Here is a 12,399-nt window from a genome sequence, read left to right as displayed (position 1 = left end):
GCGCGTTTCCTGCGCTCCGATGCTCACGGCCCATATGGCCGCTCCGCTTCGATGCTCGGAAACACACGACGGGCGCGGCCCCTTGGGCCGCTCTCGCTCACCAGCCCACGTTTCCGGACAGACATTCCCCACCAGCCTGCCAAAGCTCGGTGGCAGCGATGGGGCTCATGGGCCTGCTCGCCGGGCTAGTCCCCGGCCCGTCCCACGCAGCCTCGCCCCACCCAACCCAGAACAGCCCGCATCACCATGCCTCCCGGCATTCCAGCCAGGGCGCGGCCGCCGATAACGCAGCAGCCGCCGCGCGCCGCGCGGTGGCGCAGGCCCGCGCCGCCCAGCAGGCCCTGATCGCCCGCCAGCAGCTTCAGGCCCGCGACCTGGCGGCCCGCACCGCCGCCCGCGACGCCGCCCGGGCCCAGGCGCGCCAGGACACCGCCCGGGCCGCCGCCCTGTCGGACGCGACGGTCGACGCCACCGCCCAGTTGCAGCAGACCGAACAGCAGACCGCCGAACTCGGCGACCGCATCGCCGCCCTGCGCGCCGAACAGACCCGGCTCCGCACGGAACTCGCGCGCGATTCGGCCTCCGTCACCCCAATGCTGCCGCTGGCGGCGCGGCTGGCGCGCTACCCGGCCGACACGCTGCTGGCCGCCCCGGTCCCGCCCGACCGCGCCATCGCCGGGTTGCTGGTCATCCAGGGCCTGTCCGCGCAGCTCGAACAACGGGCCGGTGCCATCCGCGCCCGTCATGCCGTCCTGGCCGGGCTGGACGCCGACCTGGCGCGCGAAGGTGCGCGGCTGTCGGACCTCCAGCAGCAGCAGGCGGCCCAGCGCGACAGCGTCGCCCGCGCCGCCGAGGCCGCCCGCCAGGCCCAGCAGCGCTCGAACAGCGCCGCCACCCAGGCCGCCCGCCAGGTCGAGGACGCGACCCGCAGGGCCAGCAGCCTGCAAGACGCCGTCAACCGGATCGAGGCGCTGGAAAAAGCCGCCGAGGACCAGTTGGAACAGGCGGCCCAGGCCGCCGCCCGAGCCCACCGCGCCGACGAGGCCGCAGCCGCGCGCGCCCGAGCCGCCGCCATTGCCCAGGGGCCGGGCCCGGGGCTGAACGCCACCCCACCCGGCACGCCGGCCGGGCGCGGCGCCCCCGTCCCGGGCACGATCGTCACCGCCTGGGGGGCCGCGACCGAGGCCGGACCGGCCACCGGCATCACCTACGCCCCGCCCTCCGGCGCCGCCGTGCGCACCCCCTGCGCGGGCCAGGTCGATTTCGCGGGCGCATTCCGCTCCTACGGCCAGATGGTCATCCTCAATTGCGGGCGCCATTATCGTTTCGTCATGGCGGGGCTGGGGGGGCTGGCCGTCTCGACCGGCCAGGCACTGGCCCGTGGCGCCCCGGTCGGCCGCATGCCCGACTGGAGCGGCCAGGGCGCCCGGCCGACCCTGTTCGTGCAGTTGCGGCACGGCGGCGGCGCGGTCGACCCCGCCCCGTTTCTATAGCCCCCTTCTCGGCGGTTTCCGCCCGACACGAGTTCGGTATAAGATCGCGGCAATGACGACGATACATGCCGTTTCCGAACGGCATGGAGCCCCACCGTCCACGACAGGGGCGGTTTCACTCAGGAGACGCATGGCATGACGTTCCGCACCGGCCTGCTGCTTGGCTGCGCCTTTCTGGCAGGCATCGCGGCGGGGCCACAGATCGCCCACCTCTCCCTGCCGGCAGGGAGCAGCCTGACATCCAACGCGCTGGCCGCCAGCCTGACCAAGGACAGCGATTCGGATTCTCCGGCCGAGAATTTCCGCCTTCTGTCGCTGTTCGGCCATGTGCTGGAACAGGTGAAGGCGAATTACGTCGACCAGGTGTCGAACCGCGAACTCATCATCAACGCGCTGAACGGCATGCTGAGCGGCCTCGACCCGCACAGTTCCTACATGACCGAAAAACAGTACGCCGACCTGCAAACCCGCACGAAGGGCGAGTTCGGCGGGCTGGGGCTGGAAGTCCAGGCCGATGACAGCCACATCCGCGTCGTCTCGCCGATCGACGACACGCCCGCCGCCAAGGCCGGCATCAAGCCCGGCGACTATATCGTCGCCATCGACGGCAAGAATATCGACGGCCTGCCGCTGGACGAGGCCGTGCAGCGGATGCGCGGCAAGCCCGATACCACGATCTCCCTGACCCTGATCCGCGAAAAGACGCCCAAGCCGCTCATCGTGACCATGACGCGGGCGGTCATCCATATCCAGGTGATCAAGTCGGCCCTGTACGATTCGACCGGCTATATCCGGGTGTCGGAATTCAACGAGGAAACCTCGCCGGGGCTGGAAGCCGCCTACCGCAAGCTGAAAGCCGACGCCCATGGCCACCTGACCGGCCTGGTGCTGGACCTGCGCTCCGATCCGGGCGGCCTGCTGAACCAGGCCATCGCCGTCAGTTCCGATTTCATCCGCAATGGCGAAATCGTCTCGACCCGCGCCCGCCACGCGCAGGAAAGCCAGCGCTGGGATGCCCACGGCACCGACATCACCGACGGCCTGCCGATGGTGGTCCTGATCAATGGCGGTTCGGCCTCGGCCAGCGAAATCGTCGCCGGCGCCCTGCAGGACCATCAGCGCGCCGTCCTGATCGGCGAGAAATCCTTCGGCAAGGGATCGGTGCAGACCATCCTGCCCATCCCCGGCGACGGCGCGCTGCGCCTGACCACGGCACGCTACTACACGCCGTCGGGCCGCTCCATCCAGGGCCTGGGCATCGTCCCCGACGTGACGGTGCGCGAAACCCGCGAGGACCCGGGCTACAGCATCCGCGAGGCCGATCTCAGCCACATCATCAAGAACCAGGGCGGCAACACCGCCAAGCCGCCGTCGCGCGTCGACCTGCCACCGATCGTCTCGTCCATCCCCGGCGAGCCGCCGGCCAACTGGCCCACCTTCGACCTCACGAAACCCGCAACCGACTTCCAGTTGCAGCAGGGGCTCAAGATCGTCCGCGCCATGACGACCGGCCCGCACACGGCCGATGCCTCGCCGGCAAACCTGCCGCGTCATGACTGACGCGGCAGATCTGCCTTATCGCCGCAATGTCGGGGCCATGCTGTTCAACGACCGCGGACAAGTCCTGATCGGCCGCCGCACCGACATGCAGGGCGCAGGCGGCCCCATGGAAGACGGTGTCTGGCAATGCCCCCAGGGCGGCATCGACGCCGACGAAGACCCCGAACAGGCCGTACTGCGCGAACTGCTCGAGGAAATCGGAACCGACCGGGCCGAAATCATCGCCGCCCACCCCCGCTGGCTGACCTACGACCTGCCCGCTGCCCTGATCGGCAAGGCGCTCGGCGGCCGCTATCGCGGCCAGACCCAGAAATGGTTCGCCCTGCGCTTCACCGGCACCGATGCCGACATCCGGCTGGATGCCCACCAGCCGGCGGAATTCGATGCCTGGCAATGGGTCGACCTGGCCACGCTGCCCGAACGCAATGTCGGCTTCAAGCGCCCCATCTACCGCATCCTGACCGGCGATTTCGCTGCCTACGCGCAGCCGCGACCCTAAGAGAGGCTGTTGCAAAAGCTCCGATGGTGAGTGGAAGCGTGGCACCAGCCACGCGTCTGGCGGTGGTTTCCGAGCATCGGAGCGGAGCGGCCTTATGGGCCGCCCGCCGCGAAGTGCAGGAAACCGCCGTCAGGCCGCCGCCAGCGGCGGCTTTTGCAGCAGCCTCTAGCGGCACAATGCCGGCAGCACATGCCGGCTCAACAGCGGGGCCAGACGGATGGGCGGATCGTCCGCGCCCACCACGTCCAGCCACAGCATCTCCGCGATCTCCGCCGCGATGGCGGGTCTGCCATCCAGATCCCCGCAGTAGATCGCCGCCCGCACGATGCATCCGGGCTCATTGGCCGCCGGCGCCTCGAAATGCCCCAGCAGCATCAGCCCCTCGGCATGCAGCCGGCAACCCAGCTCCTCGTACAGCTCGCGTTGCAGGGTCTCGGCCTCGGTCTCGCCCGGCTCGGCCTTGCCGCCCGGCAGCATGAAACTGTCCGTGCCGCGCTTGCGCACCACCAGCAACGCCCCCTCCCGCACGATCGCGGCCGAGACGACGCTGATCACCCGCCCCCGCACGTCGTGGCCGGCACTCAATGTCCCGCCGACGGCCGCTTGCCGCCTCCCTTGATCGGCGACAGCAGGAAGCAGAGCGGCACCACCAGAAACGCCCCTATCCCCAGGATCATGAAGACCTCGTTGTAAGCCAGGATCGCGATCTGCCGCGTGAACTCCACGAACAGGCGATGCTGGGCCACAGCATTGACCGCCCCCTGCGCGATCCCATGCCCCGAAGCGACCTGCCGCGCACGCGCCAGATAATCGTTATAGGGCTGATGGAACGGCGTCATCCAATGCACCATCTGCGTCTGATGCGCCTGGCGGATTTCGGTCAGCATGGCGGTCGAGCCCGAAATCGCGATCGACCCCATCACGTTGCGCGCCATGCTGAACAGCGCCGAGGCATCGGCATTCAGCTCGCGCGGCAGGGTGGCGAAGGTGATGGTCGAAATCGGCACGAACAGAAAGGCCAGGCTGGCCGTCTGGCTCATGCGGAACAGCACCAGATGGCGGAAATCCAGCAACGGCACCAGATGCGCCGACCAGAACAGCGATACGCCCATGAAGAAGAAGCCCATGGCGATCAGCATCCGCAGGCTGAGATATTTCATCGACCGCCCGACCAGCGGAATCAGCACGATCACCGCGACACCGCCAGGCGACAGGATCAGCCCCGACAGGGTGGCGTTATAGCCCATCACCTGCTGCGCGAATTGCGGCACGACGATCGCGGCCGAATAGAGCAGCGCCCCCACCGCCCCGATCAGCAGCGTGCCGGTCGCGAAATTGCGGTCCCTGAACACGCGCAGGTCCACCGCCGGCCTTTTGGTCCGCAGCAGCCAGACCACCGCGCCGCCAATCCCCAGTACCGCCAGCACCGCCATGGTCCGGATCATCGACGACCCGAACCAGTCCTCATCCTCACCGCGATCGACCGCAACCTCCAGGCAGCCGAACCCGATGGCGATCAGCCCGATCCCCACAATGTCCAGCGGCGCCTTCTGCTTCCTCGCCCAGGGCGGGTCCTCCACGATCATCGACACGGCGAAGGTCGCCGCCAGCCCCACGGGCACGTTGATGAAGAAGATCCAGCGCCAGGAATAATTGTCGGTGATCCACCCACCCAGCGCCGGCCCGATCACGGGCGCCACGATAGTGGCGATCGCCGTCAGCCCGAACGCCGCCGCCCGCCGCTCGGGCGGGAACGTATCGAGGATGATCGATTGCTGGTTGGGCTGCAGCCCCCCGCCGAAGAAACCCTGCATCAGCCGGAACACGATCAGTTCCGGCAGGCTGGTCGCCATGCCGCACAGGAACGACGACACGGTGAACATGAAGATACAGATCAGGAAATAGCGTTTTCGGCCCAGCAGCTTGCCCAGCCACCCCGAGATGGTCAGCACGATGCCGTTGGCCACCAGATAGGATGTCAGGGTCCAGGTCGCGTCGTCATAGGTCGAGGACAGGCTGCCGGCGATATGCGGCAGCGAGACGTTGACGATGGTCGTGTCCAGGATTTCCATGAACGCGGCCACCGTCACGACGATCGCGATCAGCCATGGATTGGCACGGGGCTTCCATGGCTGTTCCGCTGGGGGCGTCCCCGCCGGGGCGGACGCACCGGCCGCCGGGCCGCCGCTCATTCCGTATGCACCGTCGGCACGACCGACAGGCCCAGCGTCAGCGGCAGGTCGGGCCGCATGCCCTGGTCGATCATGATCTTCACCGGCACGCGCTGCACGATCTTCACATAATTGCCGGTCGCGTTCTCGGGCGGAAAGGCGCTGAAGGTCGCACCGGTGCCGAGCTGGATCGAATCCACATGCCCCTTCAGGTCCAGGAACGGATAGGCATCCACCGCAATGTCCACCTTCTGTCCCGGCCGCATATGGGCCAGTTGGGTTTCCTTGTAGTTGGCGATCACCCAGACCTCCGGCTCGACGACCGAGAAGATCGACTGCCCCTCGCTGACAAAGCTGCCGCGCTCGATATTGCGCTGCGAAATCCAGCCATCGTGCGGGGCGCGGATGTCCGTCCAGCCCAGATTCAGCTCGGCCTGCGCCAGTTGCGCCCGCGCCTGCGCGATCTGCGCGTCATACTGGCTGATCCGCGTCTGGGTGGTCGAGATATTGGCCTCCACCGGCTCGGCGATCCGCAGATTGCCCTCGGCCTGCGTCACCTGGGCCTTCGCGGCCTGAAGCGCCGCCGTGGCATAATCGACATCCTGCTGCGTGGTGGCGGCACGCGCCACCGCATGCTGGCGGCGATAATCGGTCTCGGCCCTGAACTGCTGCGCCTGGGCGGCCTGCAACTGGCCCTGCGCCATCAGCAGGCGACCCGGGAAATCCTTCTGCGCCACCGCCAGGCCGAACTGCGCCCCGGCCGCCTGCGCCTGCGCGATCTGCAGCGTCGCCGCCGCATTGTCCCGCGCCGCGCGATAGTCGCGGTCGTCGATCCGCGCCAGAAGCTGGCCGGCCCGGACGAACTGGTTGTCGTTCACCAGCAGTTCCGTCACGTAGCCGCGCACATGCGGCGCGATCGTCACCGCCCGCCCGGCGGTAAACGCATCATCCGTCTCGATGTCGTGGCGGGTCAGGAACCAGTAGACCCCCGCCCCGATGGCGATGACCGCGACGAAGGCGATCAGGCCGACACGGATCAGCGGGTTCGATTTCTTTTTGCGCGATTCTTCCGGCGTGTCGCCCGACCCTGCGCCGTCTTGCTCGGCCATACGGTTCCTCTTGACTTCCAGCTCATGGCGCCGACGCGATCGAATGACCGAACCGGTCGGTCAATCCATGGCACGAAGAACCCGATCCATCAACCGCCCTGCTTCGACAAGCGCAATGAAAGCCCCGAACAGGCCCGCTCAGTAATGATAGCGGCACTGGGCGATCTCCAGCGCCTGCCCCTCACCCCGGCCGGAAACACGATAGACAAGCCGATCCTGCTGGGTCAGACGACGCGACCACCATCCCGATAACTCACCCTTCAGCGGCTCGGGTTTCCCGGTCCCCTGAAAGGGCAGGCGTCGACATTCCCTGATAAGGGCATTGAGCCGGGCAAAGACCTTCGGATCGGTCTCATGCCAATAGAGATATTGTTCCCATGAAAGATCCGAGAAAACGAGTTTCACGGTTCGATCAGCGCCCGCTCCCCGCCATGCCCGGCCTCAAGCTGGGCAATCGACGCCCGCAGGCTCTGCGCGTTGGCCGGTGACGCCAGCAGGTGCATCGTTTCCTGGATGGCATTCCATTCTTCCAGAGAGACCATGACCACCGGCTTGCCGTTCTTGCGGGTGACAATCACCTCGTCATGATTGTCCGTCACCTGCTCCATGACGTCCTTCAGCCGGGTCCGGACTTCCGAATAGGTCAGAACCTGCATGATCCGATCTCCTTCGACTCATAAATGTACGCCTGTCGGTACATTTACAAGCGTCCCATCACCGGCAGCTCAGAGACCGAAAGCCTGGGTCCGTACCATGCGGGCATACAGCCCGTCGGCCGCCATCAGGTCGGCATGGGTGCCGCATTCCACGCCCTGCCCGTCGGCCAGCACCACCACCAGGTCGGCCGAGCGCACGGTCGACAGCCGGTGGGCCACCACAATGGTCGTCCGCCCATGGCGCAACTGGCCCAGCGCCTCCTGCACCAGCGCCTCGCTCTCGCTGTCCAGGGCGCTGGTCGCCTCGTCCAGCAGCAGCACGCGCGGATCGCGCAGCAGGGCCCGGGCCAGGGCCACGCGCTGGCGCTGCCCGCCCGACAAGCGCTGGCCGCCGGGGCCGACGCGGGTGGCAAACCCCTCAGGCAACGCATCGATAAAGGGCTCCGCCGCCGCCGCCCGCGCCGCCGCCCGAATGTCGGCATCCGTCGCCCTCGGCCGGCCCACCCGGATATTGTCCGCCACCGACAGGTCGAACAGCAGCGTATCCTGGCTGACATAGGCAATGGCATCGCGCAGGTCGGCCAGCCGCACGGCGCGCAGATCCATCCCGTCCAGCACGATCCGCCCGCCACTGACATCATGCAGGCGCGGGATCAGCGACAGCGCGGTCGATTTTCCAGCCCCCGACGGGCCGACCAGCGCCACCGTCAGGCCCGGCCTTGCATCGAAACTCAGCCCGTCCAGCCCCACCCGCCCATCGGGATAGACGAACGACGCCGCCTCGAAACGCAGATGGCCATTACCCTCGGGCAGGGGCCTTGCATCGGGCGCCTCGACGATATCGGCCGGCTCGTCGATCACGGCGAAGATCCGCTCCAGCCCCGCAAACCCTTCCTGCATGGCGGCATTCAGCGACCCCAGCGCCCGCAGCGGACGCGACGCCAGCAGCAGCGCCGCCACGAAGCCCGAAAAATCGCCCAGGGTCGCGCCCCCCAGCGCCGCGCGCCAGCCGGCAAAGCCCAGCACGGCCGCCACCGCGGCCCCACCCAGCACTTCCAGCACCGGATCGACCCGCGCCCGCCCCCGCGCAATGCGCAGAAGGGCGGCATGCAACTGATCGAACGCATGATCGACCCGCTTCGCTTCCGCCTGTTCCAGACGATAGACCCGCACCGTCCGTGCCTGGGAAAAGCTCTCGGTCAGCAGCGCCGAGGTCTCGCCCATCCGCTCCTGCATCCCGCCCGATGCCCGCCGCACCTTCTTGCCCAGGCGCTGGATCGGCACCGCCGCGATCGGATACAGCACCGCCGCGATCAGGCTCAGCTCCCAGTCCATATAGAACATCGACACCACCAGCCCGGCGACGGTGACGACATCGCCCAGCGAATTGACGACGCGGATCATCGCCTCGCGGATCGAGACGGCATCGGTGGTAAACCGGGCCGCAAGCTGCGCCGGCGCCTCGCGCTCCACACGGGCGATGTCGGCATGGAGCAGATGGGCGAACATCCGCTCCTGCAACCCACGGATCACCACCAGCACAAGATTCTGTACCGCGACGGTCTGGCCATATTGCGACAGCGCCTTGGCGGCGGTGATCAGGATCACCAGCGCCGGCACCTGGTAGAGGATGCGCGGATCATGGTCGGCAAACATGTCCAGCGCCCGCTGGATGACCAGCGGATACAGGCCGGTCAGCGACGCCATCAAAACGGTCAGCCCGATCACCGCCGCGATCCGGCCGCGATGGCGGCGCACATCCTCGCGCCACACCCGCCGCAGCAGGTCCATGCCCCGCTCACGCACATCAGCACCCGGGGGCCGGGCCGGCGGCGGCACAGGCGGGGCAGAAACCGGGGTCCGGGACGAAACGACGTTCATGCAGCCCTTTACCAAGCCATGGGTGACAAAGAAAGCAACGCCCAGTGCCCGGGATCAGGCAGGGCCGGCCACCAGCCGCTCCAGATAGGCCAGACAGTCCCGCCGCCCGGCGCGGCATCCGCCCGCCAGCCACCATGCGCGAACCTGCTCCAGCACCTGCCCCATACGGGGGCCGGGCGCCATGCCGGCCTGCATCAGGTCCCGCCCCGCAAGCGGAAAGACCGGCCGCGCGCGGTCCAGCAGGTCGGCACGCAACGCGTCCCACGCGGGCGATCGCGTCCCCAGCCGCTCCGCCTGAACCCGCCAGCTCCGCCCGACCAGGGCCTGGGCGGGCTCATCGGCCAGCAGGCGGCGGCGTCCATCCTCATCCATCGCCGGGTCCGGCAGCGGTCCCGACCGGATCGCCGCCAGCGCCGCCGTCTCGGCCCGCGACAGGCGCAGGCGGCCGGCCAGCACGTCCGGCGCCGCCCGCGCCAGCACCGCCAGCCGCAGCACCGAATCATCCGGCGCACCGGTCCCGATCAGCCGCCCCAGCGCAGGCAGGTCGCACCCTTCCGGCAGCAGGCAGGCCAGCACGCCACATGTATCCATCAGCCCCAGGGTCGCCACCACACCGGGGCCGACCAGAATGCGCCGCAGTTCCGACCACACCCGCTCCGCCGAAAGCCGGGACAGATGCTCGCGCAGCGCCGCAATCGCGCCCATCGCCTCCGCATCCGGCGCACCCCGCCCATAGCGGGCATGGAAACGAAAAAAGCGCAGCACCCGCAACGCATCCTCGCGAATGCGCGCCGACGCGTCCCCGACAAAACGCACCCGCCCGGCCGCCAGATCCACCCGCCCGCCGAAATCATCATGCACCACGCCGTAACGGTCGCAGGACATCGCATTGATCGTGAAATCCCGCCGGGCCGCGTCTTCCCTCCAGTCGCCCGTCCAGGCCACGACCGCGTGCCGCCCATCCGTCCGTTCATCCCGGCGCAGGGTCGTGATCTCGTACGGCCGGCCGCCGATCACGGCCGTCACCGTGCCATGGGCCAGTCCGGTGGCCACGACCTTGATCCCGGCCGCGGTCAGGATGGCCTGCACGCGCCCGGGCGGTTCCGGCGTGGCCATGTCGATATCGGCCACCGTCCGTCCGGCCAGCAGGTCGCGCACAACCCCGCCGACCAGCCGCGCCTCCGGCAGCAGCCCCCACAGCCGCCCCAGCCCATGGCGTATGTCCGGCGGCAGCGCCGCCAGCCGGTCCGCCAGTTCGCCGGCCGGCTCCTCGCCGCGCGTCAGCTCCCCTCTCCGGCCGGCAGGCACGAGAGGGGAAAGAAGACATTCTGGCTCCATACGCCCAGGCACGGCGCGCCGCGACAGGTGCCGGGAACCGCCAGGGCCGCCAGTTCGTAATAGACCGAACGGGCGATCCGGGCCCGGATCGGATAAGCCCCGGCGCCGTCGCGTACATGCAGATAGGGAACCGGGCCGGCGCCGCATTCCTCGCAGGGAACATCCCATTCGGCCAGGATCGCGTGGTCCGGCCCGGCACACACCACCAGGTCGACATTGGTGCGAAAGGACAGGACCTGATCACGCCCGCAGCCGCTCCAATGCAGCTCCATCGCCACGAACGGAACATCCTCGACCTCGATCGTGCCGCGCTCGGTCGGCATCTGCAGCCAGTACGCCCCCTCGGCATCACGGGTCAGCACCGACGCGAACAGGCAGACCATCGGCTTGCGACGGATCGGCGTGCCGCGATAAAGCCACGTCCCGTCGCGCTGTATCCGGAACGGCAACGCCCCGCATGACGACGGCGCGGACGCGACGGCACGCCGCGGGGAACATCCGACAGCCTCGAAAGACGCCACGGCGTGCCTGTTCAGATCGTCAGCCAAATGCATAACCCACGCCAGTTGAATCATCCGACACCCGATATAGGGATCATCCCCGACTTGATGAAACCCCCAGACCTGTCAGATTGAACGCATGACGATATCGGACGCCCTGCCCTCAGCCTCCGGCACCGCGCCGGGCCTGCCCCCCTTTGCGGCATCGGATGCCACCGCCGACCTCGCGCAGGCCGAACGCCTGGGCGGGCTGCTCCAGGCGGCGCGGGCCGAAATCGGCCGCGTCATCCATGGCCAGCGCACGGTCATCGACCAGACCCTGACCAGCATCCTGGCCGGCGGCCATACGCTGCTGGTCGGCGCGCCCGGGCTGGGCAAGACCCTGCTGGTCACGACATTGGGAACGGTGCTGGGCCTGGAAGCCCGCCGCGTGCAGTTCACGCCCGACCTGATGCCGTCCGACATCACCGGCAGCGAGATCCTGGACGAGGACGAGCACGGCCGCCGCAGCTTCCGCTTCGTCCCCGGCCCCGTCTTCTGCCAGTTGCTGATGGCCGACGAAATCAACCGCGCCAGCCCCCGCACCCAGTCCGCCCTGCTCCAGGCCATGCAGGAACACCGGGTCGCCATCGCGGGCACCGACCACAGGCTGCCCCATCCGTTCCACGTCCTCGCCACCCAGAACCCGATCGAGCAGGAAGGCACCTATCCGCTGCCCGAAGCCCAGCTCGACCGCTTCATGCTCCAGATCCCGCTCGGCTTCCCCGACGAGGCCGCCGAACGCGCGATGCTGCTGGCCACCACCGGCAGCCAGGACGTGGTGCCCCGCCCCGTGCTGACCGACCGCGACCTGGTCGAGGCCCAGCGCCTGGTCCGCGCCCTGCCGGTCGGCGACCGTGTGGTGGACGCCATCGTGCGCCTGGTCCGCGCCGCCCGGCCGGAGACGACGCAGGATGCCACCATCCGCGACTCCGTGGCCTGGGGCCCCGGCCCGCGCGCCGCGCAGGCGCTGATGCTGGCCACCCGGGCCCGCGCGCTGCTCGACGGCCGCCTGTCGCCCAGCATCGACGATATCGCCGCCCTGGCCCAGCCGGTCCTGGCCCACCGCATGTCCCTGACCTTCACCGCCCGGGCCGAAAACCGGCGCCTGCCGGACCTGATCGACGGCCTGCTCCGCACGCTGGACTGACCG

At 68.8% G+C, this 12,399-nt stretch carries 12 protein-coding genes; 4 read left to right on the top strand and 8 right to left on the bottom strand.

Annotated features, from left to right (window positions below; all coding sequences use genetic code 11):
* Positions 1-167: 167 nt before the first annotated feature.
* From HLH29_RS02120 to HLH29_RS02110, 3 genes are all read left to right on the top strand, one after another.
* On the top strand, positions 168-1,493 hold the full coding sequence (locus HLH29_RS02120) for a murein hydrolase activator EnvC family protein (protein WP_246373656.1): 1,326 nt from the start codon (positions 168-170) through the stop codon (positions 1,491-1,493).
* Between the two features lie 135 nt (positions 1,494-1,628).
* Complete coding sequence (locus HLH29_RS02115) at positions 1,629-3,053, top strand: S41 family peptidase (RefSeq protein ID WP_182964358.1); 1,425 nt, start codon at positions 1,629-1,631, stop codon at positions 3,051-3,053.
* Complete coding sequence (locus tag HLH29_RS02110; RefSeq protein ID WP_182964357.1) at positions 3,046-3,552, top strand: RNA pyrophosphohydrolase; 507 nt, start codon at positions 3,046-3,048, stop codon at positions 3,550-3,552. Before HLH29_RS02115 ends, HLH29_RS02110 begins: the two co-directional genes overlap by 8 nt.
* A gap of 165 nt (positions 3,553-3,717) precedes the next feature.
* Here HLH29_RS02110 and HLH29_RS02105 read toward each other — a convergent pair whose 3' ends face one another.
* From HLH29_RS02105 to HLH29_RS02070, 8 genes are all read right to left on the bottom strand, one after another.
* Positions 3,718-4,137 carry an NUDIX hydrolase gene (locus HLH29_RS02105; protein WP_182964356.1) on the bottom strand — a complete coding sequence of 140 codons (420 nt, stop codon included), beginning with the start codon at positions 4,135-4,137 and terminating at the stop codon, positions 3,718-3,720.
* A complete protein-coding gene (locus HLH29_RS02100; protein WP_275944126.1) occupies positions 4,134-5,744 on the bottom strand; it encodes a DHA2 family efflux MFS transporter permease subunit in 1,611 nt (536 codons plus the stop codon). The genes HLH29_RS02105 and HLH29_RS02100 overlap by 4 nt, the downstream gene beginning before the upstream one ends.
* Complete coding sequence (locus HLH29_RS02095; protein ID WP_182964355.1) at positions 5,741-6,832, bottom strand: HlyD family secretion protein; 1,092 nt, start codon at positions 6,830-6,832, stop codon at positions 5,741-5,743. Before HLH29_RS02095 ends, HLH29_RS02100 begins: the two co-directional genes overlap by 4 nt.
* 138 nt (positions 6,833-6,970) lie before the next feature.
* Positions 6,971-7,237: a Txe/YoeB family addiction module toxin gene (locus HLH29_RS02090; RefSeq protein ID WP_182964354.1), complete on the bottom strand. Its 267-nt coding sequence runs from the start codon at positions 7,235-7,237 to the stop codon at positions 6,971-6,973.
* Positions 7,234-7,488 (bottom strand): type II toxin-antitoxin system Phd/YefM family antitoxin, encoded by a 255-nt coding sequence (locus tag HLH29_RS02085; RefSeq protein ID WP_182964353.1) that lies wholly within the window; start codon positions 7,486-7,488, stop codon positions 7,234-7,236. The genes HLH29_RS02090 and HLH29_RS02085 overlap by 4 nt, the downstream gene beginning before the upstream one ends.
* Positions 7,489-7,557: 69 nt before the next feature.
* Positions 7,558-9,279 (bottom strand): ABC transporter ATP-binding protein, encoded by a 1,722-nt coding sequence (locus HLH29_RS02080; RefSeq protein WP_246373654.1) that lies wholly within the window; start codon positions 9,277-9,279, stop codon positions 7,558-7,560.
* 144 nt (positions 9,280-9,423) lie between these two features.
* Complete coding sequence (locus HLH29_RS02075; protein WP_246373675.1) at positions 9,424-10,623, bottom strand: CCA tRNA nucleotidyltransferase; 1,200 nt, start codon at positions 10,621-10,623, stop codon at positions 9,424-9,426.
* 26 nt (positions 10,624-10,649) lie between these two features.
* Positions 10,650-11,261, bottom strand: a complete 612-nt coding sequence (locus tag HLH29_RS02070; RefSeq protein WP_408871932.1) for a DUF1285 domain-containing protein — start codon at positions 11,259-11,261, stop codon at positions 10,650-10,652.
* A gap of 85 nt (positions 11,262-11,346) precedes the next feature.
* On the opposite strand from HLH29_RS02070, the gene HLH29_RS02065 reads away from it, so the two are divergent.
* The gene (locus HLH29_RS02065; RefSeq protein ID WP_182964349.1) at positions 11,347-12,396 is read left to right on the top strand and encodes an AAA family ATPase; all 1,050 of its coding nucleotides are present in this window, start codon (positions 11,347-11,349) and stop codon (positions 12,394-12,396) included.
* The last annotated feature ends 3 nt before the right edge of the window (positions 12,397-12,399 follow it).

Source organism: Gluconacetobacter tumulicola, from assembly GCF_014174215.1.
Classification (GTDB): Bacteria; Pseudomonadota; Alphaproteobacteria; order Acetobacterales; family Acetobacteraceae; genus Gluconacetobacter; species Gluconacetobacter tumulicola.
This window is presented reverse-complemented; position numbering and strand designations above follow the sequence as displayed.